The sequence below is a fragment of the Paenibacillus sp. PAMC 26794 genome (genome assembly GCF_000316035.1).
In the GTDB taxonomy this organism is placed as follows: Bacteria; Bacillota; Bacilli; order Paenibacillales; family Paenibacillaceae; genus Paenibacillus.
The window spans coordinates 60,888-79,946 of sequence record NZ_ANHX01000092.1 but is presented as its reverse complement, the minus strand read 5'-3'; the positions used below and the strand labels follow the sequence as shown (position 1 = coordinate 79,946).

Annotated in this window: 14 protein-coding genes; all 14 read right to left on the bottom strand. The window is 46.1% G+C overall.

All coding sequences use genetic code 11. From position 1 onward, the window contains the following. Nucleotides 1-347: 347 nt before the first annotated feature. Nucleotides 348-683 (bottom strand): DUF3969 family protein, encoded by a 336-nt coding sequence (locus D829_RS32190; protein ID WP_017692556.1) that lies wholly within the window; start codon nt 681-683, stop codon nt 348-350. Nucleotides 684-698: 15 nt separating this feature from the next. Beyond that, nucleotides 699-1,418, bottom strand: coding sequence for an RHS repeat-associated core domain-containing protein (locus tag D829_RS33940; RefSeq protein ID WP_026081496.1), 720 nt, complete (start codon nt 1,416-1,418; stop codon nt 699-701). 562 nt (nt 1,419-1,980) lie between these two features. Next, nucleotides 1,981-2,502 (bottom strand): hypothetical protein, encoded by a 522-nt coding sequence (locus D829_RS0129695; protein ID WP_017692555.1) that lies wholly within the window; start codon nt 2,500-2,502, stop codon nt 1,981-1,983. Between the two features lie 8 nt (nt 2,503-2,510). Further along, the gene (locus D829_RS32185; protein WP_017692554.1) at nt 2,511-3,068 is read right to left on the bottom strand and encodes a hypothetical protein; all 558 of its coding nucleotides are present in this window, start codon (nt 3,066-3,068) and stop codon (nt 2,511-2,513) included. Nucleotides 3,069-3,103: 35 nt separating this feature from the next. Continuing rightward, the gene (locus tag D829_RS34210; RefSeq protein WP_241230839.1) at nt 3,104-3,202 is read right to left on the bottom strand and encodes a hypothetical protein; all 99 of its coding nucleotides are present in this window, start codon (nt 3,200-3,202) and stop codon (nt 3,104-3,106) included. A gap of 264 nt (nt 3,203-3,466) precedes the next feature. Continuing rightward, nucleotides 3,467-3,874 (bottom strand): contact-dependent growth inhibition system immunity protein, encoded by a 408-nt coding sequence (locus D829_RS0129685; RefSeq protein WP_017692553.1) that lies wholly within the window; start codon nt 3,872-3,874, stop codon nt 3,467-3,469. After that, nucleotides 3,874-6,201, bottom strand: a complete 2,328-nt coding sequence (locus tag D829_RS32180; protein WP_193748516.1) for a polymorphic toxin type 28 domain-containing protein — start codon at nt 6,199-6,201, stop codon at nt 3,874-3,876. Before D829_RS32180 ends, D829_RS0129685 begins: the two co-directional genes overlap by 1 nt. A 121-nt stretch (nt 6,202-6,322) precedes the next feature. Next, the gene (locus D829_RS0129675; protein ID WP_017692552.1) at nt 6,323-6,730 is read right to left on the bottom strand and encodes a hypothetical protein; all 408 of its coding nucleotides are present in this window, start codon (nt 6,728-6,730) and stop codon (nt 6,323-6,325) included. A 244-nt stretch (nt 6,731-6,974) separates the two neighbouring features. Continuing rightward, nucleotides 6,975-7,298, bottom strand: coding sequence for a hypothetical protein (locus tag D829_RS0129665; protein WP_017692550.1), 324 nt, complete (start codon nt 7,296-7,298; stop codon nt 6,975-6,977). Nucleotides 7,299-7,318: 20 nt separating this feature from the next. Next, complete coding sequence (locus tag D829_RS0129660) at nt 7,319-12,145, bottom strand: RHS repeat-associated core domain-containing protein (protein WP_026081494.1); 4,827 nt, start codon at nt 12,143-12,145, stop codon at nt 7,319-7,321. 33 nt (nt 12,146-12,178) lie between these two features. Further along, nucleotides 12,179-12,400, bottom strand: a complete 222-nt coding sequence (locus tag D829_RS0129655) for an RHS repeat domain-containing protein (protein ID WP_017692549.1) — start codon at nt 12,398-12,400, stop codon at nt 12,179-12,181. Between the two features lie 204 nt (nt 12,401-12,604). Further along, complete coding sequence (locus tag D829_RS0129650; protein ID WP_017692548.1) at nt 12,605-14,809, bottom strand: glycoside hydrolase family 88 protein; 2,205 nt, start codon at nt 14,807-14,809, stop codon at nt 12,605-12,607. 57 nt (nt 14,810-14,866) lie between these two features. Continuing rightward, the gene (locus tag D829_RS0129645) at nt 14,867-15,688 is read right to left on the bottom strand and encodes a polysaccharide deacetylase family protein (protein ID WP_026081492.1); all 822 of its coding nucleotides are present in this window, start codon (nt 15,686-15,688) and stop codon (nt 14,867-14,869) included. A 16-nt stretch (nt 15,689-15,704) separates the two neighbouring features. Next, nucleotides 15,705-19,058 carry a glycosyl hydrolase gene (locus D829_RS0129640; protein ID WP_017692546.1) on the bottom strand — a complete coding sequence of 1,118 codons (3,354 nt, stop codon included), beginning with the start codon at nt 19,056-19,058 and terminating at the stop codon, nt 15,705-15,707. Between the last annotated feature and the right edge of the window lies 1 nt (nt 19,059).

Below are 19,059 nucleotides of genomic sequence, written 5' to 3'. Positions count from 1 at the left end.
GCCTATTCCTTCTACCATAAGCCCATCACCATTTAGTGATAGCGAACCTTGCCTTCTTCTGTATTCACTTCGGTCAGATGATTTCGTTCATCGCAAATGTATTTTTTCTGAAGGATCAGATCGATGCCAAATTGTAATTTATTTTTATTTTATATACATAAATACACCTAATGGTTTTAATAACATCAGGAATTTTGTGAGTATATACTATTATCTGAAGTAATTAAGGATTAATTCACAAGAAAGGGAACTCCAACTGGCATTAGGCCAATCAGAATCCCTTTATATGATGGTTTACTATAAATCTTTATTATTGATACTAATTTGAGAAACCGCCTTGAGACCTATCATTTAAATAGTTTTTCAGTGGGTATGTTTGGAGTCGGTAACTGTCTTAATGTGTTGATAGTATCCTCCTTAAGCCCTGAAATAGTAGATTGTAATTTTTGCGGTATTAAACTCTCAACATCTTCCAGTTCACACCCAGATTTAATTATTTCTATTACTGCATTCTCTAAGGCCATATTCTCTAAAATGTCTACTGTAAATGGATTAAACAAATATCCTTCTATCTCTTCGAGATTGACCACACCCTCTTCAAGAGCAGTTAGCATCCCTAATCCTAGAATTGATACAATCCTTTCTATTTGAACTTTATCAGAAACTTTTAAATTCAATTCCATATTATTCTTCACTCCTTAATTGTTACTCCAACCAAACTTAACCTTAACATCAAATACCTTTCCTGAGGCACTCTCAAAATAATGAATTGACACCTCTTTACCGCTGGCATTGTAACCATCCTTATATACTTTTTTCCACTGCCCAGATTCTACGTTTCTTAATTGTTCAAGAACATCCTTATTATTAACATTAACTTTTTTTGTTCCATTTTGAACACCTTTGAATCCTTCAGGATACTTAGGAGCCTTTTTGATAGAGTCGTAGACGTTATTAATTTTTCCAGTCCCTTGACTCGTCTGTCCACTACTTGAAGTCGATGGCTTACTACTACTTGATCCGCTGCTACTTCCTCCTCTACCCCCACCTTTACTTCCGCCCCCACCAAAACTTCCTCCAGATGATCGACCTGCGCCAGCACTGGCACTCCCACTCCCTGCCCCCAACCCCTCTAAAGAGTTCTTTGCCGGTCTTTTGGACTCTCCGCTGAAGTCTACATAGATCAATGGGTTGTTTTCCACATACGTGTACAGGTTCAAACTCAGAGGATTCTTGAGTTCCCCTTCCACCGTATCCTCGTTGATGAAACGAGCCGTGGACGGGTCATACCAACGAGCTCTTAAATACTGTAGGCCCGTGACATCATCCCAATCTTCCCCCGCATAACGCAAGACGTTCGGGATGGTTTCCTCTGTTGTTTCCGGGTTGCCCCAGATGTCATAGGTGTATCGGTTCAATACGTTCCCTGATACGGGCTGGATGTGTGGATGCGGTTAAGCTTGTCATAATAGATAAACAATCCAGCGTGTTTACCTGCTGCATTTTCAACTACATGACAACATGTGTCCTCTCTTCCAGTATTTTTCCAATCCGGGCTCAACCTGATCTTACCGAGATTGAAGCTCTCCACTTACGTCATATAGGTGATCTACTGTACGGAAGCTCTCTCGTCTGGCCCGATTTACCTTCTGCCATAAGCCCATCACCATTTAGCGAAAGCGAACCTTGCCTTCATCGTACCTACTTCGGTCAGACAATTTCGTTAATCGCAAATGTATTTTTCCTTACGTAGATTTGGTTGACGTTCGCTCGTCATTTCCTTGCCCCTATTACCTATAGGATAAAATCATAAGTAAAAGCACACCACAATACGGCAGTTAACTCCAATTGTGGTGTTATTATTTTCAAAGTGCCAAAGTCCGATAATAGTATTACATGGGTCAGATATGATAGGGCTCATTCGGCCCTGGGTGGCAACAAAAAAAATCAAGACTTTCCTATTGAAAAATTGTGTTCAATTTATTGTTGACATTCCATTTTCATCTCTTCCCAGTCACTCTCGCTCTTTTTTTCGTAAGTTATATAACCTTTACTCGAATACTTATTTTTAAGGATCTTACTAGCGTCTGACTTACTACAATTCTTTATCATATCAATCTCATCTTGTAAAAATAATACAAATAGAGAACTAGATGTATCGTTATTCGATAAATAAAAACCTAAAAGTTCATTATATCCGGAGCTAAAAAACAAACATATATACTCTACTCTCAGTTGAATATTCTCCTTAGATTCAACTAATTCTTCATAACTTGCAAACAAATTGAAATCATCCAAATCATAAATTCTGTTCACTGAGATTAACGGATTCATACCTCTTATATACAACCCTATAACTTTACCATCGGCTTTTTCAAGGAATAGGACATGGTCTAGTCTCTCCTGATCATCCTCATCATGTAAATAAATAATATTTGAAAATTCTTTGTTTTTAAAAAAATAATCAAACTTTTTTGTAAAAGATATTATATAGTTGTTCATATTCGTCCTCACTCTCCAATCAAATCTAATACGGATTTTAACTTACTTGATAATCGGTCTCCTTTTTTATTTAAAAAAGTAAATATTTCGTTTGTTTTTCGATTGACTAGAACAACTGCATCTCCCTTAACATAAGCATTCACTGACTCAATTGTATTCCATTCAAAAGGTTTTGAATTAGCGAGATTTTTTGAGTCCTTTACAATTGAGGAAACAAAATCTTTCATTCCTTCTTTATCTCCTTTTTTAACTGGAATACCTAAATCCCTTGAAGTTTCATAGATATCTTGAGCATGCTTTTTTATTTTTTTATCAAAATTCGAGCTGAAATTCTGTTCAGCCACGTTAGGTTTCTGGCCACCATTTCCCGTCCCCTTAGTCGTCTGCCCACTACTTGAACTCGACGGCTTACTACCAGAGGATCCACCTTTACTTCCGCCCCCACCAAAACTTCCTCCAGATGATCTACCTGCGCCAGCACTGGCACTTCCACTCCCTGCCCCCAACCCCTCTAAAGAGTTCTTTGCCGGTCTTTTGGACTCTCCGCTGGAGTCGACATAGATCAATGGGTTGTTTTCCACATACGTGTACAGGTTCAAACTCAGCGGATTCGTGATTCCCCTTCAACCGTATCCTCACTAATAAACCGTGCCGTGGCCGGATCATACCAGCGTGCCCTCAAATACTGTAGTCCTGTCACTTCATCCCAATATTCCCCTGTATAACGGAGGGCATTCGGTAACGTTCCTTCACTGTGAGTGGACTGCCGTATACTATACCTTTTCCAGATACATCTCGGACCCCGTGGCCATTAGTCACATACTGCAGCTGTTTCCGTCCAGCCAACTGCCTGGCGATTGGATAACCGGTTGCACCATATGCCATAGTAATCTGAACCATGCTCAAAAAAAAAGCCGCTAGTTAGCGACTTTCATGGGGATAATAACTAGTCATACACTAAACTTCACATATTGACCTTTGTCATAAATTCACATAATAATTCACTGTATTCCTTTTTATCCTCTTCATCCAACCACTCTAAATCTAATAGGCTGTTATTAATTTTTTGTAGGAGGAGTTTAAGTTGTGACAGATCTTTAAATTCATTTAAGTCAATAGAATGGAGTAACTCAAGTAATTGACCATCATACTTTTCACCGGCCTGTGGATCATCTATTAAAAATTCTATAGCCTTTTGTATCGCTAATTCAACAAGAATTTTCTGTGACAACATTCTAGAGGTATCTCCTATGTCAATCTCTTCAACTGTTTTACTGATTAGTCTGTTGTACCAGGTATCCAAAGCATATTCCTGTTCGGCTTCTTGAGTACTTTGCTTAAGATCATACATCTCTTTAATCGTTTTTCTCATTATTTTATTCCTCCAAAAGGTTCAAACAAATCTTCAATTTTCTTCAAATATTTATTTGCTTTGTCTAGACCATCTTGTAAAGTTTTTTTAACAGAGCCTGATAAATTAGGATTTTGTAGAGAACCTGTGAGCCCACGTTTTATTTTGATTAATCCTTGATAAGAATTTTGCATCTCATGCAAATGGTTCCAATATCCTCCTTCTGGTTTCGGAACAGGATTTCCTTGCAAATCCCTTAAAGTTCCTGAGAAGTCCTTTTCAGTAAGGTGCTTATTCACTATGTTGTCCAAAGTTTTAAGGTTTTTTTTCATAGCTCTTGATAGTTCTTTTACAACAGAAGATTTTGGCGTCTCCTTAGTCGATTGTCCTTTGTTTGATGTTGACGGCTTACTACCAGAGGAACCACCTTTACTTCCGCCCCCACCAAAACCTCCTCCAGATGATCTACCTGCGCCAGCACTGGCACTTCCACTCCCTGCCCCCAACCCCTCTAAGGAGTTCTTTGCTGGTCTTTTGGACTCTCCGCTGGAGTCCACATAGATCAATGGATTATTTTCCACATACGTATACAGGTTCAAACTCAGCGGATTCGTGAGTTCCCCTTCCACCGTATCCTCGTTGATGAAACGAGCCGTGGACGGGTCATACCAACGAGCTCTTAAATACTGTAGGCCCGTGACATCATCCCAATATTCCCCCGCATAACGCAAGACGTTCGGGACGGTCTCCTCTGTCATTTCCGGGTTGCCCCAGATGTCGTATGTGTATCGGTTTAATATATTGCCTGACGCATCCCGGATTTCCGTTACATCCCCGTGTCCATTCGTCACATAGGACTGGAGTTGACTCTCTCCGGCCATCTGCCGGGCGGTCAGTTTGCCAGTGGCATCGTAGACGTAACCTACCGTGATTTGCGCCGTTCCCGTGCTGCTTACCGTGCCTTCGGCCACCAGTAGTCCACGATCATCGTAGTAGTACCGAGTCGTTTGACCTCCCGTACTTCGTTCAGTCATCAGACCGTCACCATTGTAACGGTAGCTCACCGTCTGGGCGTTAACCGTAGCACCTGTTAGTTGATTGCGAGCATCGTAAGTGTAAGAAGCTGGCACAGGCGGGTTCCACTCCCGGTCACTTTCCAGACCGCTCCGGTTATCTCGCACATCGTAGGTATACGTTTCCTGATACGGGCTGGATGTGTGAACGCGGTTCAGCTTATCATAAGTGAATTGGGAAGCGATCCCCTCATCCGTTTTGCTCGTAATATTTCGGTTGTTATCATAGGCATAGCTGTAGCTCGGGCCGTTTGTTCCCTGGAACGTATGGGTGAGCCCGATCAGATTCAGTCCGTTGTACATGTAGGTCTCTTTCCAGCCAGACCCGGTACTTTGTTGGGCCAGAGTGTTGTTGCCCCGATAGGTGTAGGCGAAGCTGCCGAGTGTCGTTCCACTCCCATTGGTTAAGTTCAGCGATGCTGGAAGTACAGAAGCTCCCTTGTACGACATACCCAGATTGAGCGTGTAACTGCCTTGCTGGAAGGTCTGACGCGTACGTGTTCCTCGGGCATCGTAACTCATAGTCAGCGTGGCTCCGTCTGAATACGTGATACTCTCCAGTTCACCAACGGGTGTATAGGCATATTGAGTACTTCCCGTAGGGTCGCCCATAACGGTTCTCCGGCCCATAGCATCATAGGTGTATGAGATTGTGCCGTCACTGGCCCGGTTTTCCAGCAGGAAGTTGCGGCTGTTGTATACGTAGCTGCGTTCCTGCCCTTTGCGATCCAGCACTTTCGTCACATTGTCATTCGCATCATACGTATAGGTCGTGACTTGTCCCAGGGGATCGGTCTGGACGAGCAAACGTCCCATCTCATCATAACGCTTCTGGACAGTTTTTCCGTCTGCATAGGTTACTTTGGTTAAGTCATCACCGAGATTGTACGTATAACTTGTCTTTTTATTCTCGGCATCGGTCACCGAGGAGAGACGGGACAAGGCATCATAGCTATTCGTGGTCAGGTTGCCGTTTCCGTCGGTGACGGAGATGACGTTGCCTACGCTGTCATACGTGTAGGTGGCCAAAATCACGTTGCCGCTGGCCTTGAGTTCTTCCTTTTTGGTCACTTGGCCCATGACATTGTAGGTCTCCCGAATACGGTTGTTTTCCCCATCGGTGATCGTCAGGGTACGCGCCGCATAGACCATTTGGGTGGTGGACGTTCCGTCCTGCTGGCGAAGGACCCGGTTGAACGCATCATACGCATACGTCTTGCTGCCCCGTATATTCGTTTCAATGGACAACCTGAGACCTAAAATCCTTTCTCCCAAAACATACATTCTCATCCTTGTTTCAAGCCAAAGGATAGCAAGCAAAGAGATTCTGATTAATTTTTTATAAGAAAACAACCTTGAGGATGTTTAGCCTCAAGGTTTCATTAGGTGAAAGAACTTATACATGTTCTTGGTAAGAAATTGACTCAAATAACGGACCAAACACAGGGATCAATTTGGTCATGTACCAATTTATATCATTTATATTACTGTAACTCTCTACTTCAACAACTTTACGATTAATATCAGGACTCATTAAAAAAGTGTCTCCTATATTCGTATCCTTCCAAGTCATTCCAACTCCGATTAATTCTCTTTGCTTTTCCTTTGTACTTAGAATTTTAAACAACTCTTCTTTAGGAATACTGACGTGTTGCCAACTATAGTCATCATCGTCACCGATGGGCAGAAAAGTTGCATGTCCGTGATCGTTATACGACCAACCGTATTTTTCTAATTTGCTTAAAATAGTCATTCCTGATAGTTGCTTTGATAAGCATATTTCAATAGATGATGAGACAGACATGGATCATCTCTCCTTTTAATCTAAAAATTCCTTATAACCAATTCCCTTTTTTGTGAGCCAATCCTTACTTGCTTGAGGAATCCGCGGATTTGAGTATAGAGAGTAAATGGCATCATTTTGTTTCGCAATCTCAAGTCTAGCACCCATGTCTGATTTAAATTTCGCAACTCCGCCCAATTTCCCTTCCATATTTAGAAAAACAGAGAAACTATAAGCCTTCACACACCAAATATAGATCCTTCTTCTAGTTTGTCATTCTTAAATAATCATCTAACTCACTCCCATCTAGTGAAAATAAGGACTCATAAATACATAACTCTTCTTCCTCATGAGTAATTTCTATAAAAACAGATACAAAACTAATCGGCTCGTCAAATCTATAACTAATTGTTAAGCTTATTTTGCTAATATTTGTATCTAAAAATTTCAAATCCACATTTTTAAATAACTCTCTATACTCATCCGGCTCCTCCATTTTAAAATTTCCCATGTATGACCAAAAAGCTTTTTTAGCACGTTCAATTATATCGTTTGTAGAAACCCAGTTTAAGAGTTCATCGGTGTTCAAACTTCTCAACTCCTTGATTATTAATGTAATCCCTTTTTAAATTGGTCAAAAATAAATTTTCCTGCCTCATCAACATATCCAAAAATTCGATAATCACCATACTCTTTATTCAAAACCTTAATTTCATGAGTATAAGTTTTACCACCGATTCTTATTCCGTCACCTTTTAATAATTTTATTCCATTTTGTCCTTGCGGGCCTACTAATCCCTTATTTGCCGCTTTTACAAAGGCGTCGACACCTTGTTTACCCCACTTTTTAAAAATTTGTTTAAAGGCTTTACTACTAATCGTATCTGAAAGCTTAGCCGCCCCCTGGATCGATTGCCCATTACTTGAAGTCGATGGCTTATTACTACTTGATCCGCTGCTACTTCCTCCTCTACTTCCACCTTTACTTCCGCCCCCACCAAAACTTCCTCCAGATGATCTACCTGCGCCAGCACTGGCACTTCCACTCCCTGCCCCCAACCCCTCTAAAGAGTTCTTTGCTGGTCGTTTGGACTCTCCGCTGGAGTCGACATAGATCAATGGGTTGTTTTCCACATACGTGTACAGGTTCAAACTCAGGGGATTCGTGAGTTCCCCTTCCACCGTATCCTCGTTAATGAAACGGGCCGTGGACGGGTCATACCAACGAGCTCTTAAATACTGTAGTCCCGTGACATCATCCCAATATTCCCCCGCATAACGCAAGACGTTCGGGACGGTCTCCTCTGTCATTTCCGGGTTGCCCCAGATATCGTATGTGTATCGGTTTAATATATTGCCTGACGCATCCCGGATTTCCGTGACATCCCCGTGTCCGTTCGTCACATAGGAATGGAGCTGGTTTTCTCCGGCGATCTGCCGGGCGATCAGTTTGCCAGTGGCATCGTAGACATAGCCTACCGTGATTTGCGCCGTTCCCGTGCTGCTTACCGTGCCTTCGGCCATCAGCAACCCACGATCATCGTAGTAGTACCGAGTCGTTTGACCTCCCGTACTTCGTTCAGTCATCAGACCGTCACCATTGTATCGGTAGCTCACCGTCTGGGCGTTAACCGTAGCACCTGTTAGTTGATTGCGAGCATCGTAAGTGTAAGAAGCTGGTGCAGGCGGGCTCCACTCCCTCTCACTCTCCAGGCTGCTCCGGTTATCCCGCACGTCGTAGGTATACGTTTCCTGATACGGGCTGGACGTTTTAATTCGATTTAGCTTGTCATAGGTGTATTGGGAAGCGATTCCCTGATCTGTTTTGCTCGTAATATTTCGATTGTTATCATAGGCATAGCTGTAGCTCGGGCCGTTTGTTCCCTGGAACGTATGGGTGAGCCCGGTCAGATTCAGTCCGTTGTACGTGTAGGTCTCTTTCCAGCCAGACCCCGCACTTTGTTGGGCCAGACTATTGTTACCCCGATAGGTGTAGGCGAAGCTGCCGAGCGTCGTTCCACTCCCATTGGTTAAGTTCAGCGATGCTGGAAGTACAGAAGCTCCCTTGTACGACATACCCAGATTGAGCGTGTAACTGCCTTGCTGGAAGGTCTGACGCGTACGTGTTCCTCGGGCATCGTAACCCAGCGTTAACGTCGCCCCATCCGGATACGTGATTTTCTCCAGTTCACCGACGGGTGTATATGCATATTGGGTACTTCCGGTAGGATCGCCCATGCCAGTTCTCCGGCCCATGGCATCATAGGTGTATGAGATTGTGCCGTCACTGGCCCGGTTTTCCAGTAGGAAGTTGCGGCTGTTGTATACGTAGGTGCGTTCCTGCCCTTTGCGATCCAGCACTTTTGTCACATTGTCATTCGCATCATACGTATAGGTCGTGACTTGTCCCAAGGGATCGGTCCGGACGAGCAAACGTCCCATCTCATCATAACGCTTCTGGACAGTTTTTCCGTCTGCATAGGTTACTTTGGTTAAGTCACCACCGAGATTGTACGTATAACTTGTCTTTTTATTCTCGGCATCGGTCACCGAGGAGAGACGGGACAAGGCATCATAACTATTCGTGGTCAGGTTGCCGTTTCCGTCGGTGACGGAGATGACGTTGCCTACGCTGTCATACGTATAGGTGGCCAAAGCCACGTTGCCGCTAGCCCTGAGTTCTTCCTTTTTGGTCACTTGGCCCATGACATTATAGGTCTCCCGAATGCGGTTGTTTTCGCCATCGGTGATTGTCAGGGTCCATGCTGCATCATCATAAGCCATTTGGGTGGTGGACGTTCCGTCCTGCTGGCGAATGACCCGATCGAAGGCATCATACGTGTACGTGATTGTTTGTCCTGTCGCATCCGTCTGAGCGATCATTCGATCATATGCATCATACGTATACGTCTTGCTGCCCCGCACATTCGTTTCACTAGACAACCTGCCTAGCGGGTCAAAACGGTATACCGTTTTGCTAAGATCAGGTGTCGTTACCGTCAACGTATTATTCACGTCATCATAGGACAAGGTGGTCATGCTTCCATCCGGATTCTTCTCGGAAATAACACGCCCAAGCTTGTCATAGGCCGTCGTTGTTATATTCTGATTGCCGTCCGTGTAGCTGTTCATCTCTCCGGTAACGTTATACCCTGCTTGAAGGATAACCGCGGAACTCTTCCCTGCTGCATCCTTTACATTAACTTCCTGCCGGGTAGGCCGCATGGACTTGTAACCAAACTGCTGACGAACGATGGTATCTGCCGTCTCTCCCTTCAGTTGGAGCACAATCGGGTTTCCGTATCCATCATATTGATAATTAGTCTGGCCCAGAAGATTGCCTTGGCTGTCCCGTATGACTGACTGTGCTAATGATCCGGTAACCGAATCATAGCTGTAACTGGTGGTTGCCTGTTGGCTACTACCGCCCGTTTCCGTGCTTTGGGTAAGGGCTATCACTGGTGACAAGTCGTATCCACTGAAAAACTTCATCTCATATGTGGGCTTGATCGTTGCACCCAGTGGATTCGTCTGGGCAATCACCTGCCCCCAATTGTTGTACTGCAGGGTCGTGACCGCTGCACTGGAAGCTCCACCTGTATCATACGAACGTTCTTCAATCCGGGTCGGAACATTGCGATAAGCAGCCTCATTGTAAGAATAGGCTGTAACCCGCCGCTGATCCCCTTCAATTGCCCGGTTACTGATTTGCGTATTATAGACCACATCCGGTTTGTTATGTGCAACAAATTGTTTCTTGAAACTGTACTCGGTTCGGGTTAGCCCATCCTCTACCGTGGTCGTAAAGGTATTGTTTTGTCCGTAAACTGCACCAATATCGCCGCTATAATTCACATTGATTTGGCTGGATACTTCCTGTCCTGCTGTGCTGTAGTATACTCTGCGCTGACCATATCGAGGTTGAGTCTCCGCGCCAGTCGGTCCCAGTTTTCGCAGGACAGTTCCGCCAAAAGTATATTGCGTCATCGCTTTGGTCGGATGCTCAATGGAGGCCAAAACGAGCCAGTCATTCCATCCCCAATAGACCTGCTGATTTTCTCCCGTGTAATCCTTGTAGTAATCAATTAGGTTGAAAAGTAAGCCATTCCATCGAAGATACCCATACTTCGTTATTCTTCCTTCTGCATCAATGACGTGATCGAGCAATCGCTGAGTACGATTGTTGCTCGTCACATTTCGCGTTTTATAGGTGACCACCCGATCATTAAAGGAAGCTTTGACCTCATTCGCGCTGTATGAAAAATCCATCGTCTGCACTGGCTGTCCCTTGCCAGCCCGAGTCATAACAAAACTCAGAACGGTGCCGTAATTTACGTTGGTGGTGTAATAAAATTCAATGGTGTTATTATACTGATTACGAATTTGCAGAATGTTTCCCGCCTGATCAAAATATTGAACAATTCCGGTATTGTAATCTTTTAAAACATAGTTTGCTTTTTCTCCTGAAACATAGAGATCGGAGTGTACAAGCCCAAAGTCCAGATTCTCCCATGGATATCCTGCTAACCCACCTCTTTCAGAATCGGCGAATGTACCAACTCCCGGAATATGAACATACGTCCCACCGCCTTCATGTTTCACATAAGGCAGATCCCAGGTCCAGCCTTTACCAATTGGAAATTTTTGTTCCTCTGTTGTCGATTCGGTTGTGTTTTTAAAATCAGGATTTACTCTCGCACCAATCTGGTCCTTGCCCAGCGAGCTGTCATACTTGCGACGCAGAGTAAAATCAAGACCGTTGGCCCCTGGCATGACCAGATCCACCACGCTTATATTGAGCGAGCCATCGCTCGTAGAGATACTATCATTTACCGATCCCACTCCATAAGGAGCCTGGTCGAACTTGATGGACTGACGCTGTAAGGCGATGTCATCATAACCGTTGGCAGCGAGAGCGAATGAATGAGGCGATGTATACACCTCGTCTGTCACAGAAGAGGACACATATTCATCGTTGTATGTAGCCTCTGTCACCGAAGGCTCATCGACCCGTCCCAATGAACCAGGTTCATTTTCAAAGGTAACCGATTCAGGACTAGTCGTGAATGAATGATTTAAGGCGTTTGGATATTTCTCCTGTATGTATGTCTCATATGAACCCCCTAGTTCCTGAGCAATCAACGCCTGATAGATTTCATTTAACGCGTAGCCTTTTCCCAGTTCAAGAATGATCCAGTCCCGCTCCACTTGAAAACGTTCAGATACGGTCGTAATGGTAATAAGCTCATTCGAATCCACAGCGCCTCCCAACGCGGGGTTCAATAAGTCATCGCCGTATACGTCTTCTGTCACACTCACGGTATTCAGCGTGTCATAGGATGAAGAAGCAGCAGCACGTTGTATCCCAAGTTCTGGTGGAAATAATATCGATGCCAAAAAAGTAAAAATAAGCAGAATGGATAGCCTTCTCTTCATATCATCAATCTCTCCTCGTATGAATTGTACTTATCACTTGGCTGCACGCTGAACTATTTTTAATAGATTTCCGTTGGTATCATACTGATATGTATATACCTTTCCACTCGCGGTTGTCACAGAGGTTAATCGATTGTTGGCATCATATACATAAGTTGTTTTCCCTGCCGCCTCTACGGACGAAGCCATGCATAATAGTCCCAGACCCAATACACATGCTCCAGTCCACCTTGTCCATCTCCCTTTGTTTTGCAATTCAATTCCTCCCTATGATAGAATAACTGGCTCTTCCCTATTATAATAAAACCATTTTGTAGCTTTCTATCAAAATTTGTCGATTGATCCACAATATCCAAAAAAATCGTGGCAATAGAACAAAAAGAAGACGATTTAGGTAACTTACTTGCCTAATTCGTCTTCTTTTACTTCAAAGGACTTCATCAAGCCTTCTGCCTCGAATTAATTATGCACTTCACATATATGCCTCTCACGGAGCTTCTGGTTCATTTTATACAATTCAATGCCTGCCAAGAGCACAATGCCGATCCCATGGGTATCGTTCAGATTCCATCCCAGATCATCGCGATAATACAAGGCGGTAAACGAGTACCCGGAACCGCGGCATACCCCGTATATATTACCTTTATAGTCAATCGACAAACGCGTCATGCCTTCCCATCCTTTGCGTACAGCCTCCAGATAAGGCTCAGGCTGTTCCAGCCAGCCTTCCCGAATACCACGGGCATAAGCGTAGATGAACATGGACGTGCAGGAGGTTTCTTCATACGAATCCGGACGGTTCAGCACCTGATGCCATAGTCCATTTTCCCCTTGCAGCGCCAGATAACCTTGACTTAAATCACGATAGAACGTTAGCAATTCCGATCGTTTCATATGATCATGTGGCAGGATGGATAACAATTCGGTTAATGAAAAGAGCACCCAGCCGTTCCCTCGTCCCCACGGAATACCTGTCGCCCGACCACGCACAAAATCATACACATGGGACATGATCTGTTGATCGGGAAGGTAGAGGTATTTACGGAACATCAGGAACTGATTAACCGCATCATCCCAATACGTCGCATCACCTGTCAACTGACCATAACGCATCAGAAAAGGTGTACTCATGTACAAGTCATCACACCACATCGTCTCCTTACGCATCTCCCCACTGCCGCGAACCCGGTAAAAGGCACCATCCTCCAGACGCTCCTGCTCATCCGTAATGTAGCCCGCAATCCGATCCGCGGTATCTCTTCCCCCACGAATATCGCCGAACTCCATCGCAGCAAGCAGCGTAGACCCAAACGAACCGCAATCATCCAGACTATCTATGGCAGACAGCTGATTATTGATCCCTGCCGCACCGTACCCTTCCCGATCCCACAGACCATAGCGGTCAAATGAAGTGCTCAGTTCAATATGTTGCCGCACATACTGAATGTAATCATCCCGTCCCAATTCCTGTCCCGTCTGGAGAAGTCCAAGCAGGGTAACGCCGAGCGGATAATTCCACTTTCCGTAATGTGTGTTCTCCAGATAGGGACGAACATGCGTATCAGGAAGATCTACCCGCCAATATACACCTTGTCCGCCATCATCAAATACGGTATCAGTTCTCACAATGTCGGCGTGGGATGGTTCAGCACCGGGAGCAAACACACCTGTGTACAGCCAGGGGTCAGAGCATCCTGCAACCGGATGAGGCGGTTTCAGTCTCCAGCCTGTAGAACCCGAACGCTCGGCATCTTCCAACGTGAATCCCCATGAACCGCCCACTGCCTGAATTTCACCTTTCGCGACCAGATTCGAAGAACCGTAACGGCGCGGGAGTTCAAGGTGGAATTCACCGCTACTTCCAGCAGAGTATACTTCCTTACCAGCCACGTACAGGGTGAGCGCACCTTCATGTTTTCCTTGCAGAAGAACAGGTGAATATCCCGGTTGAGTTACATCCAGTTTGGACCATGCATAGGCAACAGCGGGTTGTTTAGTACCTGATAATTCTGCTGAACCTGTTGTACCCAATGCAACTGCCAGAATTCTGGAGAAGCACCCCCTGCTCTTTTCTAACTCCGTCCAGTCCCTGCGCGGATACCAGGTAAGGCCCGTCTCTTCTTCCGTCATGCCGTCACGAGGAAGAGATAATACAGGTTCATCGACGGGTTCCGAATATAACCAGCCTTCCTGACCCTGACGATTTGCCCCAGGAGTGAGGAAGTGGAGTGGGAAATTTTTGAATGAGGCTGTTCCGTAGATACCGCCGAATCCCACTTCTGTTTTGACAAAACACAGCAACACATCATTCCAGCCATAGTTCACGGAAATCGGAATCTGGGTTCTTCGCTCGGGAAATAACTCCTGCAACAACTCGGACTTGAATACCTCTTCGCCATTCACATAGATCGTCACTGGACTATAACAGTTCAGACCCGTATTTAACGTTGTATTCTGCTCGCTCCATAACTTGCCCCATACATACACGTATTGCCCTGCACACGCCTCTACCCATTTTTCATTCAGATTCAGGTCGTAACGATAATCGCCCAGCCTGCGAAAACCTCCCTGATGATAGGCTCTGAACAAAAAGGAATGTTTCGGATGATCGCCAATATAACGCTGAGCCACCGTTGTCAATATATCCGGAATTGAATCGTACACCTTGCCTGCAATCGCCTCGTTCTCATGAAAATAACGAATGATCGTCAGCTCCCTTCCTTATACCTTGATTCGTTCGCTTAGCCGCAATGTCTCTCCACCCTGCACTTCAACAACCTGCTGATCTGCGGTGAACCAAACCGAGATGGCAGACGGATTATGGATGATGGATCGATCGGCCGAACACTCCAGTCGTTGTACCGCTTTCCAATAGGCAATCACTTCGATGTTCGTCGCATACCAGATGTCATTCCTGCCGCCAATCTGCTCACCGAACTGTTCGATGATCTCCCAGTTGTCGTTATCATTGAACTCATAACTGTGACCCCAGACGTAAAGTAATAGTGGCGTACCTGTTTTGGAATGTTGGATAAAACGTTTGGCATGCCCCGCCAGATCATGGTTATGATGACACGTCGGATGCCATTCAAGCGGCCGATCTGGCAACGTGTATCTGCCATGTGATTCAACGGTACGGGCATAATCAATGCCAAGCCACTCCAGCTTGGTACTTAACGCACGGTCATACCCTCCGTTGGGATAAGCCATGCCTCGTACCGGATAACCGACGAGCTGCTCCAATGCTTTTCGGTCTTCCATAATCTCTTCGGTCAATAGTTCATTCGGAACATAAGGCAGCGTAGGGTGAGTAACCGTGTGAACGGCTACTTCATGCCCCGTATAAAGTTCAGCGACTTCCCCAGCCTCAATGCGGCCTGGATTACCCAGGGTACCGGAGTTCAGATTAAAGGTTCCCCGCAAACCATACCGATTACAGATTTCCAGCAGTCTGCGATCATGCACCACTCCATCGTCATAACTGAGCGTTAACGCTTTCATCACACCACCTGGATAGCGGTCAAACTGAATACGATGTCCCATCCCTGCTACCACTCCTTTATCCGAATTCTTCAACAGGTACATGACCTGCATCCTGTAATCGATGATGTTCTGAATCAAAATACGTACCTTCCAGCAGGCCAATTAATGTGTTCGTGATCCGTACTTCAATGTCGTTGTCTCCCGGACGCAACCAGGAGGCCTCTCCTTTCCAACGATACGGAGACCAGCATCTCACACCCAGACTATGTCCGTTCACCCGCACTTCCGTCACATCCTGCACCCGCCAATCGCTAAATTCCAGTTCAAACGAGGTAATATCTTCCCCTGGCTCATTCAGCCAGAACGTGCGTTTATAACTCATTTCCCCGGCAAAATGGGGATACAGCGGCTGCGGTTCTGGTCCGATACAAAGGGCCGTGTCCGATTCCCGCACGAGCGAAGCCATGCCTTCATGATGGAACTCCACGCCGAATCTTCCCTGTAGATACAAGGGATCCACAATGCCATCCTCATCTTTCGTTACCTGTACGATGACCGTCATTTCGTTGAGACCGCTGTGCAGCAGCTCCGTAATCTCACAAGCGATGTTATTGTGGTCGGTTATTTCGATTGGATCGAATTGTTCCTTTTCAAGCGGTTGCCCATTAATCTCCATCGACCAAGTGCCCGAAATCGCCGCTCTGTCCATAAATAACAAGCATGCAGGCAATGCCGTTCTTAGCTCAAATGTGGTCGTATATCGGCACTCGATCGGGTAAGCAACGGATGCCTTTTTCGGTGTGCCAAATACCTGGTTGAACTGGAGTGGCAGATGCTGCTGCTCCGATAATTCTGCCGCCTGATCAATAAACGGTTTTACAGCTACATGCTGGCTTTCCAGAATCACACCATTAGCATTGGAAGCCTGAAGATGGAATTGTCCCATTCGCAAAATGTTAGGCTGCACCGTTTCCAATCGCCATGGCCCTTCTGAAGGAATACTGATCTTACTGGCTTGATTCGTCCCTGCCGATACATCAGATCCGAACGCCGAACCCATTTTGTCTGCTACATCCAACTTCGCTGTTAAAGCCTCTTCCTTCACAGCTTGTAAAGTAAGACGAACAGCATGTGCTTCATAAGGCGCCAGCGTTAGTGAAATGCACCATTCCCCACCACTGCTCGTATACGGCAATGCCTGAAGTTGTCCTGTCTCCAGATCAAGTCGTTCTGCCACAAGACAAGCACCCTCTGCCAGCTCCTCTCCATCCCACAGCTGTCTGGCAACTAGCTTTAATTGCCCCTTCAATTCCTGACCCTCCTGATTGGTCAAAAAAACCATGTGCTCTCCAGCCGACAATTCACGGGTGTGCATCAGCAGGGAGGCACTTTCCTCCTCCATGATCCAGCAGATGGGTTCCGGCAATACCTGATCGAGCAGGAGAGAGATTAGCTCCAGCGAAAAGTCATCTCCCTGCCCTGTTCCTGCGGGTAGAAAATAGGCATTCCCCTCACCTTGATGCCACATGGTTTCACGGATATCGTGATCTGTTGTCACGCTACGGCCCCAGTACACCTCTTGTGGCTGCTCGCCCGCACCAAAGAACTGGGCAGCTTCCTCTCCCTCCGGACTTCCCGGCTGGATGGCAATATGCGGAGGCATCCCAACAGAGATGACAGTTCCTCCCTGCTGAACGAATCTCTTCACCTGTTCCCAGGCCGCGGCCTCCAGATTCAGCATCGGTGGCAGAATCAGTGCGTCATAACGGGCAACGCCGATCTGAATGATGCCATCCGTTAAGTCAGCTTCAGCCAACAATTCGGGATCAAGGTGATCATAGTCACGTCTGTTTTCGAGCAGATGTGTCGTGATCCTCATCCAGTCCTTCGTCAGACGCTCCAGTTGCCCCCGTTCTGCTTCGTCTTCGCCGCTATATTCAAATCCATGCAGCGGATTCCCCATCAGACTCCAGAATGTCGTCGTTGGGTCAAGCACGGCAATACGAATATCTGCTGCTCCGGTGCTCATGAGATAGCTCAAACGTCCGGTGTAATCCCCCAATCGCCGGAAATGCTTCCAGTAGGGATTCTGTAAAAATTGAGACGGCGGTGCGTCATGCTTCGCAAGCCCACCAATCGTATAGAAAAAGGCGTGAAAGTTATAAAAATTGGTGCCCATGGCGGCCATTCGATCAATCATCCACTTGGCATCCTGTAGCGTCATGGACCAGCCTACACTGTGAAAACATTCAATCAGATTGCGGCTTCGGCCCAATTGCCGGGCAAGCGAACTGACCATCTTGGGATTGTCACGCATCTTTTGGCCGTACCGTTCCAGAATCCACGATAAGGATCGTCCAATTTTCTCATGGGCCGAATCACCACCTGGCATATGGCTGAACAACTGGGTGGTCATCCGTACCCCAGGCACTTCAGCCGCATACTGGATTCCTGCTTCCTCACACCAGTCATGCACCTGTTTGTGATAGGACTCCCTGAGAAGCAGGTGCAGTGACTGATAGTAGTCATACCGAATCCGATGCGCGTCCGGAACATCACCATATAACAGGGCCAGTAGCGAATCGATCAGACTATAACCACAACGCTCGCTGAAATAACGGGGAAGCTGTGGTGACCAGGGGATACGACCCAGCGGTGCAATCTCATCCGAGAACATGCCTTTGATCACGCTTTCAAATTGATCTCCAACCGCTGACTTATAACGCTCATGTGTCAGTTCAATAAAACGACTCATCGCTTCCTTGTGGCAAGGATCAACAAAGTTGCCGTAATATTTGAAATCGTCGATCTCCATTTCTTGAAATATAATCAACTCCCAATCACCCGGGGGAACATCCCACAACAAGCGGAACGCTGTTCGGTAGGTGAAGAACCGCTTGCGGTTATACGATGTGAGTCCGGTCTCCTGAAACACCTGATCGGTCTGGATATTGCCGATTTTGCTGCGCAGATCGCTGGACTCATGCCACAACCGTTTGCCCTGTTCATCCTTGGGAATCGCCTTGGCAACCAAGACTCGTCCCCATGGCAACTCCAGATCGACAGCTTCTTCACCCTGAACCACCAACTGATGATGCACGAGCTGACGCTGCTTTGCTTCAGGGAAATCAAGGGTCACTTCCCCACCAGCCATTCCACTCGGATAGGGATACTCGTCATATAACCATACCTGCATGCCATGATCGGCAGCTGCCTGCACTGCAATCCGCACCTTATCGAACCATGCTTCAGAGAGATAGGGAATCTGTAGCCCCTGACGCGGACAGATGAAGAATCCGCCTACACCTTGCGTGGCCATCTCAGCCACCTGCCGCTTAACCTGCTCTTCTTCCATATCCCCGTTCCAGAACCAAAAGGGATGGACCCTGTACTGCGCCTCGGGATTTTCAAAAGCATCCCCGTTCCACATG

Coding starts and splice junctions, on each gene's coding strand:
- D829_RS32190 (WP_017692556.1), bottom strand. CDS start 683: ATGGAATTGAATTTAAAAGTTTCTGATAAAGTTCAAATAGAAAGGATT.
- D829_RS0129695 (WP_017692555.1), bottom strand. CDS start 2,502: ATGAACAACTATATAATATCTTTTACAAAAAAGTTTGATTATTTTTTT.
- D829_RS0129685 (WP_017692553.1), bottom strand. CDS start 3,874: ATGAGAAAAACGATTAAAGAGATGTATGATCTTAAGCAAAGTACTCAA.
- D829_RS0129675 (WP_017692552.1), bottom strand. CDS start 6,730: ATGTCTGTCTCATCATCTATTGAAATATGCTTATCAAAGCAACTATCA.
- D829_RS0129660 (WP_026081494.1), bottom strand. CDS start 12,145: ATGAAGAGAAGGCTATCCATTCTGCTTATTTTTACTTTTTTGGCATCG.
- D829_RS0129645 (WP_026081492.1), bottom strand. CDS start 15,688: ATGGGACATCGTATTCAGTTTGACCGCTATCCAGGTGGTGTGATGAAA.
- D829_RS0129640 (WP_017692546.1), bottom strand. CDS start 19,058: ATGTGGAACGGGGATGCTTTTGAAAATCCCGAGGCGCAGTACAGGGTC.